General features: G+C 72.7%; 17 protein-coding genes and 1 tRNA gene. 9 read left to right on the top strand and 9 right to left on the bottom strand.

Going from position 1 to position 21,828, the window contains the following annotated elements; genetic code table 11:
• The first annotated feature begins 217 nt into the window (after nucleotides 1-217).
• From OHA86_RS25255 to OHA86_RS25245, 3 genes are all read left to right on the top strand, one after another.
• Nucleotides 218-907 (top strand): TetR/AcrR family transcriptional regulator, encoded by a 690-nt coding sequence (locus OHA86_RS25255; protein ID WP_329178744.1) that lies wholly within the window; start codon nucleotides 218-220, stop codon nucleotides 905-907.
• 44 nt (nucleotides 908-951) lie between these two features.
• Nucleotides 952-1,542 (top strand): histidine phosphatase family protein, encoded by a 591-nt coding sequence (locus OHA86_RS25250; protein WP_329178742.1) that lies wholly within the window; start codon nucleotides 952-954, stop codon nucleotides 1,540-1,542.
• Nucleotides 1,543-1,676: 134 nt separating this feature from the next.
• Nucleotides 1,677-2,105, top strand: a complete 429-nt coding sequence (locus OHA86_RS25245; RefSeq protein ID WP_329178740.1) for an OsmC family peroxiredoxin — start codon at nucleotides 1,677-1,679, stop codon at nucleotides 2,103-2,105.
• A gap of 16 nt (nucleotides 2,106-2,121) precedes the next feature.
• Here the strand turns inward: OHA86_RS25245 and OHA86_RS25240 are convergent, their stop codons facing one another.
• Complete coding sequence (locus tag OHA86_RS25240; protein WP_329182549.1) at nucleotides 2,122-3,399, bottom strand: M6 family metalloprotease domain-containing protein; 1,278 nt, start codon at nucleotides 3,397-3,399, stop codon at nucleotides 2,122-2,124.
• Nucleotides 3,380-4,621 (bottom strand): M6 family metalloprotease domain-containing protein, encoded by a 1,242-nt coding sequence (locus OHA86_RS25235; protein WP_329178738.1) that lies wholly within the window; start codon nucleotides 4,619-4,621, stop codon nucleotides 3,380-3,382. The genes OHA86_RS25240 and OHA86_RS25235 overlap by 20 nt, the downstream gene beginning before the upstream one ends.
• A 389-nt stretch (nucleotides 4,622-5,010) precedes the next feature.
• On the opposite strand from OHA86_RS25235, the gene OHA86_RS25230 reads away from it, so the two are divergent.
• Nucleotides 5,011-6,789: a putative bifunctional diguanylate cyclase/phosphodiesterase gene (locus tag OHA86_RS25230; RefSeq protein ID WP_443071886.1), complete on the top strand. Its 1,779-nt coding sequence runs from the start codon at nucleotides 5,011-5,013 to the stop codon at nucleotides 6,787-6,789.
• 214 nt (nucleotides 6,790-7,003) lie between these two features.
• On the opposite strand, the gene OHA86_RS25225 is transcribed toward OHA86_RS25230, so the two are convergent.
• Both OHA86_RS25225 and OHA86_RS25220 read right to left on the bottom strand, forming a co-directional pair.
• The gene (locus tag OHA86_RS25225; protein WP_329178736.1) at nucleotides 7,004-8,764 is read right to left on the bottom strand and encodes a glycosyl hydrolase family 18 protein; all 1,761 of its coding nucleotides are present in this window, start codon (nucleotides 8,762-8,764) and stop codon (nucleotides 7,004-7,006) included.
• A gap of 276 nt (nucleotides 8,765-9,040) precedes the next feature.
• Nucleotides 9,041-10,195 (bottom strand): LLM class flavin-dependent oxidoreductase, encoded by a 1,155-nt coding sequence (locus OHA86_RS25220; RefSeq protein ID WP_443072018.1) that lies wholly within the window; start codon nucleotides 10,193-10,195, stop codon nucleotides 9,041-9,043.
• A gap of 335 nt (nucleotides 10,196-10,530) precedes the next feature.
• Between OHA86_RS25220 and OHA86_RS25215 the strand changes: the two genes are divergently transcribed.
• Both OHA86_RS25215 and OHA86_RS25210 read left to right on the top strand, forming a co-directional pair.
• Nucleotides 10,531-11,286: an IclR family transcriptional regulator gene (locus OHA86_RS25215; RefSeq protein WP_329178734.1), complete on the top strand. Its 756-nt coding sequence runs from the start codon at nucleotides 10,531-10,533 to the stop codon at nucleotides 11,284-11,286.
• Nucleotides 11,287-11,352: 66 nt separating this feature from the next.
• Nucleotides 11,353-11,429, top strand: a tRNA-Lys gene (locus OHA86_RS25210).
• Between the two features lie 43 nt (nucleotides 11,430-11,472).
• Here OHA86_RS25210 and OHA86_RS25205 read toward each other — a convergent pair.
• Both OHA86_RS25205 and OHA86_RS25200 read right to left on the bottom strand, forming a co-directional pair.
• Complete coding sequence (locus OHA86_RS25205) at nucleotides 11,473-12,273, bottom strand: pentapeptide repeat-containing protein (RefSeq protein ID WP_329178731.1); 801 nt, start codon at nucleotides 12,271-12,273, stop codon at nucleotides 11,473-11,475.
• Between the two features lie 54 nt (nucleotides 12,274-12,327).
• Complete coding sequence (locus OHA86_RS25200) at nucleotides 12,328-13,734, bottom strand: M1 family metallopeptidase (RefSeq protein ID WP_329178730.1); 1,407 nt, start codon at nucleotides 13,732-13,734, stop codon at nucleotides 12,328-12,330.
• 252 nt (nucleotides 13,735-13,986) lie between these two features.
• Between OHA86_RS25200 and OHA86_RS25195 the strand changes: the two genes are divergently transcribed.
• Entirely contained in the window at nucleotides 13,987-15,141 is a 1,155-nt protein-coding gene (locus OHA86_RS25195; protein ID WP_329178729.1) for a PP2C family protein-serine/threonine phosphatase, read from the top strand.
• A 271-nt stretch (nucleotides 15,142-15,412) separates the two neighbouring features.
• On the opposite strand, the gene OHA86_RS25190 is transcribed toward OHA86_RS25195, so the two are convergent.
• Nucleotides 15,413-18,355, bottom strand: a complete 2,943-nt coding sequence (locus OHA86_RS25190; RefSeq protein WP_329178728.1) for an FAD-binding and (Fe-S)-binding domain-containing protein — start codon at nucleotides 18,353-18,355, stop codon at nucleotides 15,413-15,415.
• 232 nt (nucleotides 18,356-18,587) lie between these two features.
• Here OHA86_RS25190 and OHA86_RS25185 point away from each other — a divergent pair, with 232 nt between their 5' ends.
• On the top strand, nucleotides 18,588-19,328 hold the full coding sequence (locus OHA86_RS25185) for a GAF and ANTAR domain-containing protein (protein WP_329178726.1): 741 nt from the start codon (nucleotides 18,588-18,590) through the stop codon (nucleotides 19,326-19,328).
• 329 nt (nucleotides 19,329-19,657) lie between these two features.
• Here the strand turns inward: OHA86_RS25185 and OHA86_RS25180 are convergent, their stop codons facing one another.
• A complete protein-coding gene (locus OHA86_RS25180) occupies nucleotides 19,658-20,530 on the bottom strand; it encodes an aldo/keto reductase family oxidoreductase (RefSeq protein WP_329178724.1) in 873 nt (290 codons plus the stop codon).
• A 130-nt stretch (nucleotides 20,531-20,660) separates the two neighbouring features.
• On the opposite strand from OHA86_RS25180, the gene OHA86_RS25175 reads away from it, so the two are divergent.
• Nucleotides 20,661-21,092 (top strand): winged helix-turn-helix transcriptional regulator, encoded by a 432-nt coding sequence (locus tag OHA86_RS25175; protein ID WP_329178722.1) that lies wholly within the window; start codon nucleotides 20,661-20,663, stop codon nucleotides 21,090-21,092.
• Between the two features lie 196 nt (nucleotides 21,093-21,288).
• On the opposite strand, the gene OHA86_RS25170 is transcribed toward OHA86_RS25175, so the two are convergent.
• A complete protein-coding gene (locus OHA86_RS25170; RefSeq protein ID WP_329178720.1) occupies nucleotides 21,289-21,483 on the bottom strand; it encodes a DUF397 domain-containing protein in 195 nt (64 codons plus the stop codon).
• Between the last annotated feature and the right edge of the window lie 345 nt (nucleotides 21,484-21,828).

Raw genomic sequence — 21,828 nt, 5'->3', positions numbered from 1 at the left:
CGTACGCACACCGCCCCGGTCAAAAGGTCGAAACTCGAGTTTCCACTGGTGTTCAGTGCTCGTACGGTGTTCAACTTTCCGTGGCGGGGGTATGCAGGGCGAAGGACGCCTGGCCTACTGCCCCGGGTTGCCTCTCCCATGTCGCAGCCGGGCACCGAAGCACAGCATTCCAGCCGAACAGCAGGACAGCAGCGAAGGACGAGAACAAGAGAATCCGATGTCCCTCTCCCAGCCGGTCAGCCCCCCACGGCGCCGCGCCCCGCGCAATTCGCTCAACCCCGACCGTATCCTCGATGCCGCCATCACCCTGCTCGACCGCGACGGCGCCGAGGCCTTCACCATGCGCGGCCTCGCCCAGCAGCTCGGTGTCGGCACGATGGCCGTCTACTCGCACTTCCGGGGCAAGGACGAGATCAGCGACGCCGTCGCCCAGCGCCTGCTGGACACGATAGAGCTTCCGCCGGGCGGTTCGGACGATCCGCGAAGTGAATTGCGCGAGGTGTGCCTCGGGGTGTACCGGCTGTTCTCCGACCATCCCTCGGCGCTCCAGCTGCTGGCGGGCCGCCCGCTGCGCGGCGACGACGCGGTCGCGCTGATCGACCGGATGCTGGGCCTGCTGCGGCGGGCCGGGCTCGGCCGCGCGGACGCCGCGCACGCGCATGTCGCGCTGATGCAGTACACCGAGGGCTCCGCGCTGTGGAACACCCGGCGGGCCCGCGCGCTGTGCGACGAGGGCGTCAGGGAGCGGGTGCGGGCCAGGATCGCCGCGCTGCCGCCCGACGCCTACCCGGCGCTGGTCTCGCTCGCGCCGGAGCTGCTGTGCGCCCAGAGCGAGGGCACGCGGCAGTTCGAGTTCGGCCTCGACGGCCTGCTGCGGGGGCTGCTCGGCGATCCGCCGCAGGTCTGAGCGATGATGGGGGTCTCCCGCTCCCTCACGAGAGGCCGCCCTGCATGGCTGCGCGCATCCTTCTGGTCAGGCACGGCCAGACGGAATGGTCCCTGTCCGGCCGCCACACCGGCCGCACCGACATCCCGCTGACCGACGAGGGCCGCAGGACCGCCCGGGTGCTCGGCGGCCGGCTCGCGGGCGCCCCCTGGAACGGCCTGCGCGATGTCGAGGTCCGCACCAGCCCGCTGCGGCGGGCGGCCGACACCTGCCAGGAGGCGGGTTTCCCCGGCGCCAAGGAGTGGGACGCGCTGCTCGAATGGGACTACGGCGACTACGAGGGCCGGACCCCCGCGGAACTCCAGGCGCTGCGGCCCGGCTGGCACATCTGGCGCGACGGCGTGCCCGACGGCGAGTCGCCCGACGACGTGGCGGTACGCGCCGACGACGTGATCGGCTGGGCCCGGTCGGCGCAGCGCGACGTGCTGGTCTTCGCGCACGGCCATGTGCTGCGCATGCTCGGCGCCCGCTGGCTGGGCCTGCCGCCCACCTTCGGCGCGGCCCTGCGCCTGGACCCGGCGTCGCTGTCGATACTGGGCTGGGCCTACGGCGAGCCCGCGATCGAGCGCTGGAACGACACCGGGCACCTCGGCTGAGGCCGCGCCAGGGCGGCCCTGCGGCCGGGCGCCAGGGCGGGACGTCGGCACCGGCGGGACCACGCGACCGGGTAGCGTTCGGGGGGCGGCGGGAGCCGCGGACCGACGGTACGTAATCGATGGAGGCTTTCACCATGGCAACCACCCGCACCGCGACCACCCAGTGGAAGGGCGCGCTGATCGGCGGCGCCGGCACCGTCTCGCTCGACACCTCGGGTGTCGGCACCTACGAGGTCTCCTGGCCCTCGCGTGCCGAGGCCGCCAACGGCAAGACCAGCCCCGAGGAGCTGATCGCGGCGGCCCACTCCTCGTGCTACTCGATGGCGCTCTCGCACGGCCTGGCCGGCGCCGGCACCCCGCCGGAGACCGTGCAGACCGTGGCGAACGTCACCTTCCAGCCCGGCGAGGGCATCACCGGCATCACCCTGTCGGTGAAGGCCCGGGTGCCCGGCCTGTCCGCCGAGGACTTCGAGGCGGCGGCGCAGGACGCGAAGGCGAACTGCCCGGTCAGCAAGGCGCTGGCGGGCGTGAACATCACCCTTGAGGCCGAACTGCTCAGCTGAGCCCGGGCCGTTGGGGTCAGCGGCGGGTGACGCGTACCGACCAGTCGCCCGCCGCGTCGCGGCCCAGCACCGTGAAGGTCACCCCCGCCGCGCTGTCGGTGTAGGACCGGCCGGCGGTGAAGGGCGCGTCGTTGAGCGAGTTGAAGGCGCCGCTGCTGAAGTCGCAGGCGGAGCTGGCCGGGTGGCCGTCCACCACGGTGACCGGGCCCTGGCCCGAGTCGATGTCGGTACGCACCCGGTAGGCGAGTACGCCCTGCCGGCAGGCCTCGTGGTCGGCGCGGACGGCGGCCCGCGCCTCGATGACGAAGACCCGCGTGGGCCCGTAGGGGATGATCACCGCCTTGCGCCCGCCGGGCGTCTCGACGGGGCTGAGCCGGTAGGTGGCGGTGCCGCGCGAGGTGAGGCAGGCGATCTGGCGGTCGGCCAGCCAGCCGAGCCGCCATTTGTGCCAGGCGAACAGGTCGCCCTGCAGGCCCCAGTCGAGCGACATGGTGTCCCACTGCCCGGCGAGGGTGTCGGTGCGCTGGAAGTTGTCGGCCGAGTAGAGGTCGGGCAGCCCGAAGTCGTGGCCGTTCTCGTGGCTGAGGACCCGTGAACCCGACTGGTCGTGGCCGTAGATGAGCGACACCTTGTTGAGGTGGGCGCCCTCGTCGGTGGTGGCGGCGGACGCGCCGGTCCAGGTGACGGACAGCACCGCCTCGTCGGCCGGCGGCCCCGCGTTGGGCGTGACCAGGATGTTGACCAGGTCGTAGCCGCTGAAGTCTATGCGCGAGTCCGCGGCCTTGAGCAGGTCGCGCATCATCGCCGTGTGCGCGTCCCAGCCGTAGCCGCGGCCTATCCCGTACGCGGTGAACGGCCGCGGCATGCGTATGTAGCGCAGCACCGGGGTGGACTCGTAGTCGAGCTTTCCGTACGACGTGGCGGCGTACCACTTCTTGACCGCGGGGAAGAACTCGGCGTAGCGCTCGCGGGCGCTGTAGGGCGCGGGCGCGTCGGGGAAGTCGATCAGCAGGGTCAGGGCGTGGACCGTGCCGGTGGACGGGGCGAATTCGGCGTCGGGACCGCGGGGCTTGGTGTCGGGGAAGCCCTCGGACATGGCCACGCCCGGTACGGCCCGCAGGGCGCAGGGCCGCGCGGCGGGCGGGGACGCGGGCATGGCCCGCTGCCCGGCGCCGGCGGACACCGAACTGCCCACGGCGAGCAGCCCGGCCGCCGCCAGCGCCGCCGTCCGCGCGCCCCGGGCGGCGAACCGCCGGGCTCTGCCGGGCCGCGCGCTACCCGGGGCGGCCGGCATCTTCACCGCCCGGCAGGCTCTCGGTGACCTTGACCGCCCAGTCGCCGTCGGGCTCGTGGCCGGTGACGGTGACCCGGGTGGTGCCGTCGGGCAGGGCGTAGGACTCCCCGACGCCGAGCGGGGCGTCGGCCAGCGGCGGGTAGACGGAGGTGGCCGCGCAGGCGGAGTGGCCCGGGTGCCCGTCGATGACGTCGATCGGCCCGGCGCCGGACTCGCGGTCGGAGCGCACCCGGTAGAGCAGGACGCCCTGCCGGCAGGCGGTCCGGTCGTTGCCCGCGGCGGTGCGGGCCTCGATGGCGAGCGCGGTGTCGGCCCCGGTACGGACGACCAGCAGCTTGGTGCCGCCGCGGGTCTCGTCCGGGCTGAGGTCGTGGTAGGTCGTGCCGGTGCCGGTGACGCAGCCGACCTGGCCCGGTGCCAGCCAGCCGAGCTTCCACTTGTGCCAGGCGAAGGGTTCGGGGGCCAGGCCGAACTGGCTGCCCATCAGGTCCCAGTCGCCGACATGGGTGTCCCAGTCGGCGTTGGAGCCGGCCGGCGGCCGGTAATAGAGGTCGGGCAGGTCGAAAACGTGGCCGGTCTCGTGGGCCAGCACATTGCGGTCCGGCGGGTGCCGTTCGAAGACGGTCACCAGGCGGGCCAGCGGATTGCCGTCGAGGGTGACCGGCGCGGCGAGGTTGACGACCTTGGTGGCGTCGGAGTCCACGCCGGGCGCGCCGGGGTCGGCGACGAGATAGACCACGTCGTAGCCGCTGAAGTCGACCACCGGGTCGGCCGTCGTCAGCGCGTCGCGCAGATACGCGGTACGGTCCGCGGCCCGCCAGTCGCGGCTGATGGCGTACGCGGTCGCCGAGTGCGGCATCGGCAGCCAGCGGTCCACGGTGTGCAGGTGCAGCCGGAACTGCCCGTACGACGCCTGGTCGTAGAAGTCGCCGGTGGCCGGGAAGTGGTCGGCGGCCACCTCCCGCGGGGTCAGGGCGGGCGGGGCGTCGGGGAAGGACAGGAAGACCATCAGCGCCTTCACGTCGCCCCGGGCCTTCGCGTAGCCGCCGGGGGCGCTGTCGACGCCCTCGGAGTGGTGCAGGGACGTACGCGGCAGCAGGCACGCGGCGGACGCGGGCGCGGCCTGCGCGGAGGGTCCGGTGGCCAGCGTCCAGGCGACCAGCGCGCCGAACACGCAGACCGCCGCGGCGGCGGACCGCGCCCCGCGCGGGCGCCCGGGCACGCCGGTGGCGCCCCGCGCGCGCCGAGCGCCGCCGGCGCCCCGCGTATCGCCTGCCGAGATGCCTGACCGCCGCACTTGGACCTCCGGGGAGGGGTTCGCGAACCCGTTCGGGACACCTCGATCACCTTGCTACGGATTGCGGTGGTATGCGGGGTTCGGCTGCGCCGCCCGGGTGGTGCGCGGGTCGCCCGGCGCGGCGAACATCTGCGCGGCCAGCGGCATTACGTTCCGTAACGGTGCAGGTGAAGCGATCAGGAGTGCCGCCCAATCGCGCAGAAACGGTCGGCCCGCGGGTTCGCATGCCGAGAATCACCACCGCAACGCTGGATCGGCTGCTCCGCCAGCCCATATGATCGCGAGCGAGACGAGCGCAACACGGGGAGCAGGCCATGGGCGGACCCGCGGGCGGCCCCGGCGTCGACCCCGACAGCACAGCACAGGTCATCACACAGAGTCATAGCTCTGCCCCGCGCCCGCGCGGTACGGCGGCCCGCGACGAAGCCGAGCTGCGCGACTACCGGGCCGCCTTCGCGGTGGCCAGGTCGGCGATGGCGCTGGTGTCCCCCGAGGGCGACGTGCTGGCCGCGAACGCGGCGCTTGCCACCCTGCTGGGCGCCGCCCCCGAACGCCTCGCCGCGGTCGGCGCGGGCGCGCTGCTCGGCCTGGCGGGCGACCCGCACGCCAGTGCCGCCTTCCACGACGTGCTCACCGGGCGCCGCGACCGGCTGCGCTGCACCCGGCGGATCCCCCGGCAGGACGGCGCGGCCCTGCTGGCCGAGGTCACCCTGTCGCGGACCGGCGCGGGACCGCTGCTGCTGACCGTCGAGGACATCGGCGAACGCGAGGCGCTGCGCGAGCAGTTGCGGCATCTGCGGATGCACGACCCGGTCACCAGGCTGCCCAACAGGGCGCTGTTCTTCGAGCGCCTCACCGACGCGTGCGACAGCGCGCCGGGCCGCGGCACCGGCCGGATCGGGCTGTGCTATCTCGACCTCGACGGCTTCAAGGCCGTCAACGACACGCTCGGCCACCGGGTCGGCGACGAACTCCTCGCCGCCGTCGCCCGCCGGCTGCTGACCTGCGCGGAGCCCGGCGGGCACCTGGTCGCCCGGCTCGGCGGCGACGAATTCGCGCTGCTGGTACGGGACTCCACCGGCACCGGGCAGGCCACCGCGCTGGCCGAGTCGGTGCTGACCGCGCTCCAGCCGCCCTTCGACATCGCCGGGCAGCGGCTCGCAGTCTCCGCCAGCATCGGGGTGGTCGAGCGGGAGGCGCCGGGCAGTTCGGCGACCGGCCTGATGCAGGCCGCAGACACCACGCTGTATTGGGCCAAGGCCGACGGGAAGGCCCGCTGGACGCTCTTCGACCCCGAGCGCAACGAGCACCGGATGACCCGGCAGGCGCTGTCCCGGACGCTGCGGCAGGCCGTGGAGCGCGGCGAGTTCGTGCTCGACTACCAGCCGCTGGTCGCCCTGGACACCGGCGAGCTGCGAGGGGTGGAGGCGCTGGTCCGCTGGGAGCACCCGCACTTCGGGCGGCTGGCCCCCAACCGCTTCATCGGCCTGGCCGAGGAGGACGGCTCGATCGTGCAGCTGGGCCGCTGGGTGCTCGCGCAGTCCTGCCGGCAGGCCCGCGCCTGGCAGCTCGCGCACCCGCAGGCGCCGCCGGTGGTCAGCGTCAATGTCGCGGTCCGCCAGATGTGGGACTCCGACCTGGTCGCGGACGTCGCGGAGATCCTGGCGGAGACGGGGCTGCCGCCGCGGCTGCTGCAACTCGAACTCACCGAGTCAGCGGTGATGGGCTCGGCCGGCCGGCCGCTCCAGGCTCTGCACGCGCTGCACGAGATGGGCGTACGGATCGTCATCGACGACTTCGGCACGGGGTATTCGAATCTGGCCTACATGAGCCGGCTGCCGGTCTCGGCGCTGAAGCTCGACGGCTCCTTCGTCCAGGGCTTCCGCTCGGCGGAACACCCCAACCCGGCCGACGAGACGATCGTCGAGGCCCTGGTCGACCTCGCCCACCGGCTGGGCCTGACGGTCACGGCGGAGTGCGTCGAGAACGCGGAGCAGGCGGAGCGCCTGCGGAGGATCGGCTGCGACACGGGGCAGGGCTGGCACTACTCACGTCCCGTGGGGCCCGACGCCATCTCCCGCCTGCTGGGGTGACCCCGGGCCTGCCGCCCGGCCTGCCCCGGGACGCCGTGGAGCAGGGCCACAGCACGTGGCAGCCCCGCAGGGAGCCCGGCCACGACGGGCCGTCGTGGAGGAACAGGCCGGGAGCACTTCCGTACGAAACCCCGGAGGGACCCGCGTCCTCGGGGGGAGAGAGGACGCGGGTCCCGGGGTGAGGGGGGTCAATGTGGGGTGACCCCGGTGGGAATCAGCAGGCGCCGAGGTCCTGCCAGACGCCCCATTCCCCGGTCGTACCGGGCTCCTCGTTCGTGGTCCACCACTTGGCGTTCCACTTGTGGCCCTTCCAGGAGACCTGGTTGCCGCCGACGTAGACCGCGGAGGCGGACCAGGACGGCAGGGTGCAGGTGCCGCCCGGCGGGGTGGTGGGCGGAGTGGTCGGAGGAGTGGTCGGCGGCGTCGTCGGCGGGGTGGTCGGCGGCGTCGTGGGCGGGGTGGTCGGGGGCGTGGTCGGCGGGTTGGTCGGGGTGCTGCACCCGGCGGCCGAGCCGTTCGTCGCGGTCACGATCTTGTTGAAGAGCGTCGCGGCCGGGTCCAGGTCGAGCAGCGAGTAGACCATCGAGCCGCCCAGCCCGTGGCAGTGGGCGTAGTCGGCCTTGGCCTGGATGCCCTGGGCGCCCAGACCGGTCCAGAACTCGGTGCCGTTGTAGAACCAGTTGGACTGCGAGGCCGGGTCCCAGAAGGTGGTCGAGGGGTTGTCGACCAGGCCGGTCAGCTCCTTGTAGTACGCGGTGCCCGCGACCTGGCTGATGCCGCGTGCGGGGGCCGCGCCGGTGGCCGACTGGTAGAGCCCGTGGTTGCTGCCGGCCGGTACCCCGGTCCAGCCGCGGTAGTACAGCGGGTAGCCCATGGTGATCTTGCTGGCCGGGAAGCCGCCGGGGATGCCGTAGGCCGGGTCACCGGTGGTCCACGCCTTGATCGCCTCGTCGGTGTTGTACTTGGCGGTGCCGGGCGCGATCGGGTTCGACGGGTCGCTGGGCGACTGGTACGTCGGGTCCTGGTGGTTGGTGGGACCGGTCGCGTCCCACGCACCGTGCATGTCGTACGTCATGATGTTCGCGTAGTCGAGGTACTGCCCGAGCTTGTCGGTCTCGACCGTGGCGATCTTGTCCTGGCCGGACGGCAGCGCGGCGGTGAGCAGCATCTTCCGGCCGCCGTTGGCGGAGCCGTAGGCGTCCAGCTCGGTACGGAACTCGGCGGCCAGCTTGGTGAAGTTGGCCTTGTCGTTCGGGCTGTAGTGGTTGCCGGTGTGGCCGTTGGGCGAGCCCGGGTACTCCCAGTCGAGGTCGAAGCCGTCGAAGATGCCGGCCGCGGCACCGGTGCCGCCGTAGCCGCCCTGGACGGGCAGGTTGCCCTTGATGAACATGTCGATGCAGGAGCTGACCAGCTTCTTGCGGCTGGCGTCGGTGGCCGCCGCGTCGGAGAAGTACTTCGAGTACGTCCAACCGCCGATCGAGGCGACGATCTTGAGGTTGGGGTACTTCGCCTTGAGCTGCTTGAGCTGGTTGAAGTTGCCGACCAGCGGCTGGTTCCAGGTGTCCGCGGTGCCGTTGACGCTGATGTCGGCGCCGAAGGACTTCTGGTAGTCGGCGAAGGCGTCGCCCGCTCCGTCACCGGCGTTGGGGTTGGACTCGTTGGTCGAGTCCGACGCCTTGGTGGCCTCGAAACAGGTGAGGTTCACCGGGTCGATGTTCTCGAACGAGTAGTTGAGGATGTTGAGCTTGCCCGCGATTCCCTCGGTGTCGAGGTTCTTGGGGTAGAAGGCGTTGCCGTAGATGCTCCACTGGTCGTAGTAGGCGATCTTGACCCCGCCGCTGCTCGCGGCGGCGGGCGCCGCGGCTGCGGCGGGTTTCGCGGCTGCGGCGGTGGTGTCCGCCTGGGCGGTGCCGAGTCCGCCTACCAGCGCGGTGAACGCGCCGAGGGCGAGCGCGGCGCTCGTGGCGGCGGCCACGAGCGCTCTCTTCCTGGACTGCACAAGAACCTCCGGGGGGAGAGGGAGGAACAACAGGGGGCTGTGGGGTATGAATAGCCTCCTGATCAAGTGCACGTCAATGGTCTGAACCAAAGCCAGGACTAGACCAATTCACGGGTCCCAGCGGCCCCGCGGATTGTTCACGACGTGAGCAAAGCCGCTCGTCAACCGGGTGACGAGCGGCTTTAAGTCTCGATTAAGGCAGGCCGGGCGGCCGGTCCGAGGTCGAACCACCCGGGGGCAGGAAACCGGTATTTAACCGGCCGCGATGTCTTTCGGGAAGCCGTAGGCGTCGGCGATGAGGTCGTACGAGCGCAGCCGCACCGCCGGCGTGTGCGCGTTGGCGGTGATCACCAGCTCGTCGGCGCCGGTCCGCTCGACGAGCGCGTCGAGCCCCGCCCTGACCGTCCGCGGGTCGCCGTGCACGATGTTGGCCATCCAGGAGTCCACGAATTCCCGCTCCATCGGGCTGAACGGATGGGCCGCCGCCTCCTCAGGGGTCGGGATCAGCCCGGGCCTGCCGGTGCGCAGCCTGAGCATCCCGAGCGCGCCGGCCAGCACCTGGCGGCGGGCCTGCTCGGGGTCCTCGGTGGCCAGCGCGGCCACCCCGATCGAGGCGTAGGGGCGGTCGAGGATCTCCGAGGGGCGGAAGGACTCGCGGTAGAGCGCCAGCGCGGGCACGGTGTTGGCGGCCGAGAAGTGGTGCGCGAAGGAGAACGGCAGCCCGAGCGCCCCGGCCAGCTGCGCGCTGAAACCGGACGAGCCGAGCAGCCAGACGCTGGGCCGGCCCGCGGACTGCACCCCGCCGGCCGTACTGCCCTGCACCGGGCCCGGCACCGCGTGGATCCGGGCGTAGCGGTGGCCGGGGGGGAAATCGTCGTCCAGGAAGCGGACCAGCTCGGCGAGCTGCTGCGGGAATTCGTCGGCGCCCTCGTGCAGCGACTCGGTCCTGCGCAGTGCCGCCGCGGTCGCCCCGTCCGTACCCGGCGCGCGGCCGAGCCCGAGGTCTATCCGGCCGGGGGCCAGCGCCTCCAGGGTGCCGAACTGCTCGGCGATCACCAGCGGTGCGTGGTTGGGCAGCATCACACCGCCCGAGCCGAGCCGCAGGGTGCGGGTGAAGGCGGCCAGATGGGCCAGGATCACCGCGGGCGAGGAGCTGGCCACGCCGGGCATCGAGTGGTGCTCGGCCACCCACATCCGGTGGTAGCCGCGGGCCTCGGCGGTCCTGGCGATCTCGACGCTGTTGCGCAGCGCGTCGCCGGCCGTCAGACCCGCGCCCACGCCGGCCAGGTCGAGCACCGACAGCGGTACGGGCGCGGTGCCGCGGACGGGGCCGCGGATCCCGTGACCGGCCGGCCGCGCGTCCCGGTCCGTACCCGTGCCGTTGCCGCCGCCGCCGTCCCGAGCCACGTCGTCACCCACAGCTAGCGCCTCCTTGATCGTCCGGCCGTGCGCCGCGGCACACGGAATGCTCCGTGCGGCACAACCGGAGCACTCATCCGGTTATTCCCGTGACCAGTCCCCCGGTTTACCCGATCGGGCAATGACCTTGGCATATGCCACGGAGGTTCCTTCCTGCACAGACGCCCGCAACGCCGCACAGAAGTCGCCAACAGCTGCCCCGGGCAACGGTATTGAGGCTATTGTTGAAACCGGTCAAGCTGCCGGCCGGGACAGTGCCGTTCCCCGACTGTGACCAGCAGCGACAACCGCGACGCAAACGGTCACACCTGCAGGGGGCTACCGTGGCGCTAGAGGACCGACAGACCGCGCCGGTCGACGCGGTCCAGCACGCACTGCGTGTGCTGGAATCCGTCGACACGCACCGACACGGTGTCAGCGCCGAGCAGCTCGCCCGGGAGATAGGGGTGCCGGTCGGCTACCTCGGCCAGCTCCTGACCATGCTGCAACGCGAGCGCTACCTGGGCTTCCTGCCCGGCGGCGGCTATGTGATCGGCGAGACCCTGGTGATGCTCGGCGCCGCCAACCACGACGAGGCGCTGGCCGAGAAGCTGCGCACGGTCCTGGCGCAATTGCGCGACGATGTCGGCGCCGCGGTGTATTTCAGCCGCTACGACGACGGCGAGGTCCGTATCGTCGACTTCGCCGACGGTCCCAACGCGCCCCGGGTCAACGAGTGGGTCGACTTCCGCTCGGCCGCGCACGCGAGCGCGGTCGGCAAGTGCCTGCTGTCGCAGCTGGACCACAGCAGCCGGCTCGAACACCTCTCCCGGCACCGCCCCGCCCGGCTCACCTCCCGCACCATGATCGACGACCGGACGCTGCTGGGCGAGCTGGAACGCCAGCCGGCCACCGTCCCCACCCTCGACCTCCAGGAGTACGCGGTCGGCACGGTGTGCGCGGCGATCCCGGTCACCATCGGCAAGATGGTCGCCTGCCTGGCCCTTTCGATGCCGCTGGCCGAGGTCCACCGCCTCAGGCCGGCCGTCGACATGCTCAACGAACGGGCCGCGCCCGTCCTGCTGTCGATGAGCATCTGACCCGCGTCCCGGGGACCCCGGGGGTGGTCGGAAGCACGTCCGGAAGGACGTATAGTTGTCCTCGTTGCGCCGCTAGCTCAGTTGGTTAGAGCAGCTGACTCTTAATCAGCGGGTCCGGGGTTCGAGTCCCTGGCGGCGCACCACGCAGGATGACGAAGGCCTCCCACGGCATGTGGGGGGCCTTTTTCACGACCAGTGGGCGGGCCGGGGCAGCGTCCGCGGCAGCCGGGTCGCCGGGTCGCCCGCGGCGGCCGTGAGCTGGGCGGCGGTCAGGAAGAGGGCGCCGCGCAGGTCGGCGCCCCGCAGGTCGGCCCCGCGCAGGTCCGTACCCGTGAGGTCGGCGCCGCGGAGATCCGCGCCCCGCAGGTCCGCGCCGATCAGATAGGCGCCGCGGAAGTCGGCACCGCGCAGGTCCGCGCCGCGCATCCGGGAGCCCATGAGGTCGGCGCCGCGGTGGTTCCTGCGCCGCGGGAAGGCGGCGCGGGCCAGCTCGGAGGCCTGCCGGAGCAGACCGCTCACCCGGTCGCGCTCGGCCGCGACGTCGAGCGCGAGCAGGTCGTCCGCGCTGCCCAGGCTCAGCGCCTCGACGCGCTCGGCCGCCGCCGCCGCGGCCTCGTGCAGCCCGGCGGCGGCCGGCAGCGTCCGTACCTCGGCGAGGTGGCGCAGCACTTCGTGCAGCTGCCGCACCACCGGCAGCACCGCGAACATCGCCCGCCCGCCGTCCGCGGCGTCCCGCCAGTCCTGCCCGGCGAAGGTATGCCGGGAGATCTTCTGGCCGGCGCCCAGGCAGTCGTAGGCGGTGCAGCCGGCGTAGCCGCGGTCGCGGAGCCGGTCGTGGATGCCGCAGCGGTGGTCGGCGCCGAGGTGGCCGCAGGGCTCCCCCGCGGCCTTGTCCCGGGCGAAGTCGGCGGATCTGGTGAAGGCGAGGGCGACGCAGCACAGCCCGAAGCAGTTGCCGCAGTCCGCCCGCAGCTCGCTGTGCTCCACCCCTGGTCCCTTCGCCGGCTCCGCCCGGGTCCATGGTGCCGTATCAGGCGGTGGTCACCCGCCGGGGAGCACGGCGGGCTTGGCCGGGGTGTAGAGCCAGGTCTGGAAGAAGCCGCCCAGGTCCTTGCCCGAGAGGTGCTCGGCCAGGGCGCGGAATTCGGCGATGGTGCCGTTGCCGTAGCGGTGCTGGGCGGGCCAGGCCTTGAGCAGGGCGCGGAAGGCGCGGTCGCCGATGGTGGTGCGCAGCGCCTGGATGGCGACGGCGCCCCGGTCGTAGACGGCGTCGTCGAACTGCTTGGCCGGCCCCGGGTCGCCCGGCTCCACGGTCCAGAACGGGTCGTCCGCGGGGTAGGAGTCGTAGGTCTGCCGGGCGATCTGCTGGACGCTGCCCTTGCCCTCGTGCTCGGACCACAGCCAGCTGCCGTACGTGGCGAAGCCCTCGTTCAGCCAGATGTCGGACCAGCGCGCGAGCGACACGTCGTCGCCCCACCACTGGTGCGACAGCTCGTGCGCGACGGTGCCTATGCCGTTGGTGGTGGCGAAGACGGCCGGGCTGTAGAAGACCCGGGTCTGCGCTTCGAGGGAGAAGTGCGTGGGCACGTCGGGGACGTAGCCGCCGGCCGCGTCGAAGGGGTAGGGGCCGAACCAGCCGCTGAGGAAGTCGATGATCTCGCCGGTGCGCTCGACGCCGGCCCTGGCGTTGGCGGCGGTGGCCGCGGGCAGCGCGGTGCTGTACGCGTTGATCACGGGTACGCCGGTACGGGTGCGGCTGCGGGTGATGTCGAAGTGGCCGAGGGCGAGCGTGGCCAGATACGTGGCCTGCGGCTTGTCCTGCCGCCAGTGGTAGCCGGTCCAGCCGTTCGCGGTGTGCTGGGAGACCAGCAGGCCGTTGCTGATCGCCTGCTCGCCCGCCGGGACCCGGACGTTGACGTCGTAGGTGGCCTTGTCCAGCGGGTGGTCGTTGCTGGGGAACCACCACCAGGCGGACTCGGGCTCGTTGGCCGCGACCCCGCCGTCGGCGGTGCGCTGCCAGGAGGTGAAGCCGTAGCGCTCCACGCCGGACGGCACACCCGAGTAGGTGACGGCCACGGTGATCCGGTGGCCGCCGGGGATCGGCCGGGCCGGGGTGATGACGAGTTCCTGCTCGCCGCTGGTGGCGAACTGCGCCGGGCGCCCGTCCACGGTCACCTTGCTGACGGTCAGGGCGAAGTCCAGGTCGAAGCTGGTCAGGCCCTGGGTCGCGGTGGCCTGGATGGTCGCGGTGCCCGACAGGGTGTCGGTGGCGGGCTGGTAGCTCAGGTCGAGGCCGTAGTGGGAGACGTCGTAGCCGCCGTTGCCGTACGTCGGGTAGTACGGGTCGCCGATACCGGGCGCGCCCGGTCCCGCATCGGCGGCGGCTGCCGGGATCACCAGCAGGAAGCCGAGGGCGGCGGCAGCGGACGCGATCACTCTCTTGCGCACAGGGGTCCTCCAGCACGGGGCGGATAGGCCGTTGGTGGCAGGTACACGCTGACCCTAGAAAGATCGGGCCGTCCCAGTCACCCCGTCGCCCCCGTCTGTCGCAGAACCTTCACCTGGCGCAACACACCACCGCGGCACCACCGGGCGCGCCGCGGGAACACCGCCGCCGTCCGGGCCGTTGGCAGCTCAGGAGGAAGTCGATCATCCGGCTGGGCGGCTGACGGTACGGGTGCGGGCGGATAGGTTCACCATGTGAAGATTGTCTGGCTGACCAGAACGCTCCAGCGGGTGGAGGGCGAGTATCTGGCGCGCATGGGCCTGTCGCTGCCGCTGGCGACCATCGCCATAGTGATCGGCGCGGACCTCGTCGCGGGCCGGGACCACTTCCTCACGCCGGGCATCGTGGTGGCACCGCCGCTGGCCGCGATCACCGTCACCTGGCGCAAGACGCTCTTCATCGGGGTGCTCGGCCTGCTGGTCCAGGCCGGCCTCGCCCCCTACGACGGCATCACCGAGATCCCCGACCACGACGTCTTCTTCGGGCAGGCCTTCGCCTACGGCCTGGTCTCCCTTTTCAGCGTCTACATCGCCTGGCGGCGGGAGACCGGCGCCAAGGCCTTCACCGCGATCGCCTCGGTCGCCGAGGCCGCCCAGCACGCCCTGATGCGCCCGCCCGACCCGCGGGTCGGCAACGTCCGGCTCGCCGTGCGCTACGTCTCCGCCGCCGACGCCGCGCTGATCGGCGGCGACCTCTACGCGGTGCTGGACACCCCGCACGGCGTAAGGGCGCTCATCGGGGACGTACGCGGCAAGGGCCTCGCCGCGGTGCAGACCTCGGCGGTGGTGCTCGGCGCCTTCCGCGAGGCCGCGTTCGACGAGGGCGGGCTCGACACGGTCGCCCGGCGGGTGGACATCAGCGTCGGGCGGCACGTCACCACCGGGGACTTCATCACCGCGCTCTTCGCGCAGTTCGACCGGCCCGACAGCGTCGAGCTGCTGCACTACGGCCATGTCGCGCCGCTGCTGGTCGGCACGGACGGCACGGTGGACACGCTCTACCCCGCCGAGCCGTGGGTCCCGCTCGGCCTCGCCGACCTCGTCCCCGGCGGCCCCAAGCCGTGGCGGGTGCCGATGCGGCCGGGGGATGTGCTGGTGCTGTGCACGGACGGGGTGATCGAGGCGCGCAGCCCGCTGGACAACACGTTCTATCCGCTGGCGGACCGGGTGGGCGGCCTCGTGGCCGACGCGGGCCGGGACCTGGACGCGGCGGTCGAGCGGGTCTACGCCGACCTTCTCCGGCACGCCGGCGGCTCCCTCTCGGACGACGTCGTCCTCCTCCTCCTGACCCCCGTCCCCCGCCCCCTCCCCGCCCACCCCCAGGACCCCCCGCTCCCGGACCGCGCGTAACGCTCCGCGGCGGAGGCGAGCCCTTGGCGCAAGCGCATCCTCTGCGCAAGAGGGACCGGGCCCCGAAGGGGTGCGGGGAACTGCGCGAGGAGCCCCCACCGGGCCGCGGGCGACAGGCCACCGCAAGCGGCACCCGCCCAAGGGGTGCGGGGAACTGCGCGACCAGCCCCCCGCCGGGGGAAGGTCCCGGGACGTACCCGGAGCGGCAGGACGGGGGGCACACCGGGCACCCCCGGGCACCCCCGGGCACCCCCAGGCACCCCCCGGGGGATCAGCGCGTGGCGCGTTCGAGCGCGACGATCACCGACTCGTACGCCTCCCCCGTAGCGCGAGCCAACCCCACCTCGCACATCCGGCTGGCCGACACGTACACGTCGAAGCCGCGCGCGGCGACCTCCTCCGCCTCCGCCCGCGTCGCGGCGGACGTCAGCTCCTCGTGGAGCATCCCGCGGTCGCCCGCGAAGGCGCAGCACCCGGCGTCGTCGGGCACGACGACCTCGCGCGCGAGCGCTGCGGCGACCTCCGCGAGCGCGGCCCCCGACCGCCCCAGGTGCCGCGCGGAGCACGTGGGGTGCAGGACGGCGGAGCCGACCGGCTCGGTCACGGTGAGCCGCGGCAGGACGTGGTCCGCGGCCCACACCGTGGAGTCGAGCACGGTCAGCTCGGCGTGCAGCCCGCGGTTCTCCTCGGTGAGGTACGGCACGACGTCCCGGGCGAGCCCGAGCGTGCAGGAGGTGGCGTCGACCACGACCGGCAGCCGCCCGCCGCCGGTCCAGGCCCAGGCGTGCTCGACGATCCGGTTGGCCATGACGGTGCTGCCCGCGTCGTAGCCCTTGGAGTGCCAGATCGTGGCGCAGCACGTCCCCGTGACGTCGGGCGGGATCCACACCGGCAGGCCCGCCCGGGCCGAGACGGTGACCAGGGACTGCGGCACCCAGCCGTAGCGGCCTTCCGCCGGGCCGAAGATGCGGTTGACGCAGGCCGGGTAGTAGACGGCGGCGGCGCCGTCCCGCTCGGTGCGGGGCAGGGCGCGGGGCGCGGCGCCGGGGATCTCCGGCAGCCAGTCGGGGACGAGTTCGGGCCGCAGCGCCCACCGGGCCAGCCCGGTGAAGGCGGTGAGCGGCCGGTCGCCGACCCGGCGGCGTACGGCGTCGGCGGTGGCGACGGCGGCGCGGGCGGCCCGCTCGGCGGTACGCCAGTGGGTGGCCGCCGACGCGGCGGCGCGCTCCTGCGTACGGGAGTGCCGGGCGCGCCGGAAGTCCTTCATCAGGGCGCCGGTGTCGATGCCGACCGGGCAGGCGAGCTTGCAGGTCGAGTCGCCGGCGCAGGTGTCGACGGCGGCGTAGCCGTACGCGTCGAGCAGTTCGCGCAGCACCGGGGACCCGGCGGGCTGCCGCAGCATCTCCCGGCGCAGCACGATCCGCTGGCGCGGGGTGGTGGTCAGCTCGCGGCTGGGGCAGGTCGGTTCGCAGAAACCGCACTCGATGCAGGGGTCGGCGACCGCCTCGATCACCGGGATGGTCTTCAGGCCGCGCAGGTGCCCGCGCGGGTCCTGGTCGAGCACGACGTGCGGGGCGAGGATGCCGTCCGGGTCGAGCAGCGCCTTGATCCGCCACATCAGGGCGGTGGCGGCCGGCCCCCACTCCCTCTCCAGGAAGGGCGCGATATTGCGCCCGGTGCCGTGCTCGGCCTTGAGGGAGCCGTCGAAGCGCTCGGTGACGGTACGGCAGAAGTCGTCCATGAAGGCCGCGTAGCGCTCCACGTCGGTGGCGCGGCCCGCGTCGAAGGTGAGCAGGAAGTGCAGATTGCCGTGGGCGGCATGGCCGGCGACGGCCGCGTCGAAGCCGTGCCTGCGCTGGAGGTCGAGCAGTTCGGCGCAGGCCTCGGCGAGCCGGTCCGGCGGCACCGCGAAGTCCTCGGTGATCAGGGTGGTGCCGGGCGGGCGGGCGCCGCCGACCGCGGTCACGAACGCCTTGCGCACCCGCCACAGGGCGGCGATCCGCTCCCGGTCGCGGGTGAAGCCGCCGTGGCCTTCCGCGGCCGGTACCGGGGCGATCAGGCCGAGGTCGGCGCAGACCCGCTCGGCGGCCCGTTCGTACGCGGCGAGCTGCGTCGGGTCCGCGGCCCGGAATTCGACCAGCAGCGCCGCGCACCGCTCGGGCAGGTCCGCCCACTCCCGCGGCACCCCGGGCACGGCGGTGGAGGCCCGCAGCACATTGCCGTCCATCAGCTCGACCGCGTCGGCGCCCGCCTGCGCGAAGTGCGGCACGGCCGCGGCGGCGGCGGGCAGGCTCGGGAAGAACAGCAGGCCGGCGGTGGCGGCCGGGCGCACCGGCAGGGTCGCGTAGACCGCCTCGGCGACGAAGCCGAGGGTGCCCTGCGAGCCGATCATCAGCCCGCGCAGGATCTGGGCGGGGCTGTCGGCGTCGAGGAAGGCGTCGAGGCGGTAGCCGTTGGTGTTCTTGAGGGTGTGTTTGGCGCGGATCCTGGCGGTCAGCCGCTGGTCCGCCTCGATCTCGTCGCGCAGGTCGAGCAGGCCCTGGTAGATCTCCGGCTCGGCCGCCGCGAGGCCCGCGTCGGCCTCCGGGTCGCCGGTGTCCACGACGGTGCCGGACGGCAGCACCACGGTCAGCGAGGTGACCGTGCGGTACGAGTCGCGGGTGGTGCCCGCGGTCATGCCGGAGGCGTTGTTGGCCAGCACCCCGCCGACCGTGGCGGCGATCGCGCTCGCCGGGTCGGGGCCGAGGACCCGGCCGTAGCGGGCCAGCGCGGCATTCGCCCGGGCCAGGACGGTGCCGGGCAGGATACGCGCCCGGGCGCCGCCCGCCTCGACCTCGATCCCGCTGAAGTGGCGGCGTACGTCCACCAGGATGTCCTCGCCCTGCGCCTGGCCGTTCAGACTCGTGCCCGCCGCCCGGAAGACCAGGTGGCGGCGCTCGACGCGGGCGTACCGCAGCAGCCGCACCACGTCCTGCACGCTCTCCGGTACGACGACGGCCTGCGGTACGAAGCGGTACGGGCTCGCGTCCGACGCGTAGCGGACCAGGTCGGTGAGGTCGCCCAGCACCTTGTCCGCGCCCAGCAGCCGGACCAGGCCGGCCCGCAGTGCGGGGGGAGTGCCGCCGGCCCTGGTCTCCTCCACCCGGTCCGGTGCGGCCTCCCCCGCGGGTATCGGCCGCAGCGCGGCGCCGCCCTTCGGTTCGAGCACGGGCATCGGGACCTCCTCGGCGGCGGTCCCCCGGGGGCGGGGGGCCAGACCTGGCGGAGAAACATACCGTTCGCCAACCTATGCCCGAGTACGGACCGGTGCGCGGCTTTCCGCCTGCCGGTCTCCTCCCCCGCTCAGCCCGCTCCCGGCCCGGTCTCAGCCTTGCGACGGAGGCGGGGGCCGCCGGTCACCGGCAATACTCACGGGGGAAGCCGGTCCGATGGGGAGGGGGAACGGCGTGCGCGGTGATCTGCGCGGTGATCTGCCGGACGGGTCAACACGGCGGGGCAGGCTGCTGGCCGACACCCTGGTCGAGCTGACCGACACCCTTGGCGACGAGGGCGAGCCCGACGCGCCGCTGCGGCGGCTGGCCGGGCGGACGGTACGCCTCGCGGGCGTCGCCGCGGCCGGGCTGCTGCTCGCCGAGGAGGGCGGGGACATCCGGGTGGTCGGCGCGTCCTGCGAGCCCGCGCGGCTGCTCAGCGCGGCCGGTCCAGGACCCGACTGCTACCACAGCGGTACGGCTGTCGCCGTGGCCGACCTGGACCGCCCGCCGGACACGCTCGCGCCGGACTTCGCCCGGCGGGCGCTGGCCAGCGGCTACGCGGCCGTCTTCGCGGTGCCGGTGCGGCACGGCAAGGAGGTCGTCGGGGCGGTGGTCCTCTTCCGTACGGCCGCGGGGCCGCTGCCGCCGCAGTCCGCGGCGGTCGCCCGCGCGCTGGCCGACGCCGCGGCCATCGGGGTGCTCCAGCGGCGGGCCCGCCGCCGTCATGAGCGGCGGGCGGCTCAGCTCCAGTCCGCGCTGGACACGAGGATTCCGGTGGAGCAGGTGAAGGGGGTTCTGGCGGAGAGGTGGCATGTGAGCGTGGACGACGCTTTCGCGCTGTTGCGCGCGTATGCGCGGGCGCACCGGCTCCGCGTCTCCGACCTGGCGGTCGGCATCCTCGACGGGACGGTCTCCCTGCCCCCGCCCGCCTGACCGCCCCTGCGGGGGGCTTGTCGGGATGAGCGCCACTTGCGGCAGTCCCGCATCTGTCCCCCGGCGGGGGGCTTGTCCGAGGTGAGCGCTACTTACGGCGGTCCCGTACCCGTCCCCCGGCGGGAGGCTTGTCGGGGTGAGCGCCACTTGCGGCAGTCCCGTACCCGTCCCCCGGCGGGGCGCCCCGGGGTGGGTGCTTGAAGCAGTGGCGCGGCATCGCCACCCGCTACGAGAAGACCGCCATCATCTACCTGGCCGGCCTCCACATCGCGGGCATCTTCCTCTGGTCCGCCCGATAGCGCGGTCTTGGTTGGTGACCTGTGTGTTGTTCAGTGGCCGATGCTGTCCAGTTCGGCCACATCCTCGTCCGAGAGGGAGAGACCGGCGCCTGCGATGTTCTCGCGCAGGTGGGCGGTGGACGAAGTACCGGGGATGAGCAGGATGTTCGGCGAGCGCTGGATCAGCCAGGCCAGCGCGACCGACATGGGCGTCGCCCCCAGTCGGTTCGCGACCTGTGAGAGGGCCTCGGACTGTAGCGGCGTGAAGCCTCCCAGGGGAAAGAACGGCACGTAGGCGATGCCATCGGCGGCGAGATGATCTACGAGGTCGTCGTCGTGGCGGTGGGCGAGGTTGTACATGTTCTGCACGCACACGATCGGGGCGATGCTGCGCGCCTCGGCGACCTGCTCTCCGGTGACATTGCTGACGCCGAGGTGGCGGATCAGTCCCTCTTGCTGGAGGTCGACGAGCGTCTCGAATGCTTCGGCGATCGAGCCGGTCTGCGGGCCCTGAGCGTCGCCCATGCGCATGTTGACCAGGTCGAGGGTATCGACGCCGAGGGATTCGAGGTTTTCATGGACCTGCTTGCGCAGGTCTTCGGGGCGCCGGGCCGTGGGCCAGCCGCCCTGTGCGTCGCGGTTCGCACCCACCTTGGTGGCGATGAGCAGCGGCTCCGGGTAGGGGTGCAGCGCTTCACGAATCAGCTCATTCGTGAAGCGCGGTCCGTAGGCGTCGCTGGTGTCGATGTGGGTGATCCCGAGGCTGACCGCCTCGCGCAGCACGGCCAGAGCGCCGTCGTGATCGGCGGGCGGCCCCATGACCCACGGGCCGGCGAGCTGCATCGCGCCGTAGCCGAACCGGGTGACGGACGAGTCACCCAGCGTCCAGGTTCCGCCGGGAAGAGGTGCGGAGGGCGTGTTCATCGTGGTGCCTTTCACTTCATGCAAGGGGTGGTGTCTCCAGCCCCCTTGCACCAGTGTTGGAGAGGAACTTCCTGCCGGGAAGTAGGCACTCCGAAGTGCGTAACACCCCAGAAGGTGAGAGGCGACATCAGTGGCGACGAAGGCCGACAAGAAAGCGCAGGCCAAAGCGGAGTACAACGCGTTCCTGGCGGTGTGCCCCAGCCGTCAGCTCCTCGACCGGATCTCAGACAAGTGGGTCGTCCTGATCCTGTGTGCACTGGGCGGTGACACACCCGAACAGTCCGGCGCATCGCACGCCCCGAAGGCGATGCGCTACTCCGAGCTGGCCCGGCTACTGGCTGGCGTCAGCCAGAAGATGTTGACCCAGAGCCTACGGGCTCTTGAACGCGACGGCTTGCTCATCCGCACCGTGACACCCACGGTCCCTGTCACCGTCACCTACGAGCTGACCGACCTCGGCCTCTCACTCCACCACCTGACACGCGGACTCCGGCAGTGGGCCCAGACCCATATGGAACAGGTCCTCGCCAATCGCGAGAGCCACGACGCACGAGCTTCCTAGCGCGACAGCGTTCTCCATCTCTGCTACCGGCTGGGATCGGTCCGACCATGAGGGTGGCGCAGCGGACGCGGGTCATGTCAAACCCGCATTCGCGGATCGCGCGCCACCACCGGACCTATGACCGGAAGAACGAGCGGATGATCCAAACGAAGCGGCCTAGGCGACATCACCCGGGCGGGGGCATGCCCTGGGCTGGTCAGGCCGGGAGCGGCTGCTCCGCGGCGAACGATACGAAACTTGCCCACGCACCGGGTTCAACCGCGAGCTGCGGGCCCGACGTGTCCTTGGAGTCCCGCACATGGACCATCCCGGAGGACGCGGCCACCTCGACGCATTCGCCGCCCCCGGAACTGCTGTAACTGGACTTGAACCACACCAGATCCGTGTTCATAGCTCCTCCACCAAGTCGCCGATGAACTCCGCGGACTCCCCGGGGCCGAGGGCCGCCTGAGGAATCATCGCATAGCACCGCATGGCACTGCCGTCCGCTTTGAGCCGACTTGTCGTCCGACCGCGACGGACACTCGTGCTCCGGCGGCTGGAGCAGTACGAACGAGCCGTCCAGGCCCGGGTGCGGACGGCCGGAACGCGCCGCAAGCGCGAAGGCCACCGCACGAGGCACCTGACCCCCACTCGGGGAAGGGCACAGCGTCGCCCGCGAGCGGCACCCCCGCGCGGGAAGCCGCGGCAAGGGAATCGCGCGGCCGGCCCCCGGCCCGAGGGAGGGCGGGGGGCC

Source organism: Streptomyces sp. NBC_01477 (genome assembly GCF_036227245.1).
In the GTDB taxonomy this organism is placed as follows: domain Bacteria; phylum Actinomycetota; class Actinomycetes; order Streptomycetales; family Streptomycetaceae; genus Actinacidiphila.
Note: the sequence above shows the minus strand (reverse complement) of the source record. Positions and strands in the feature narration are given on the sequence as shown.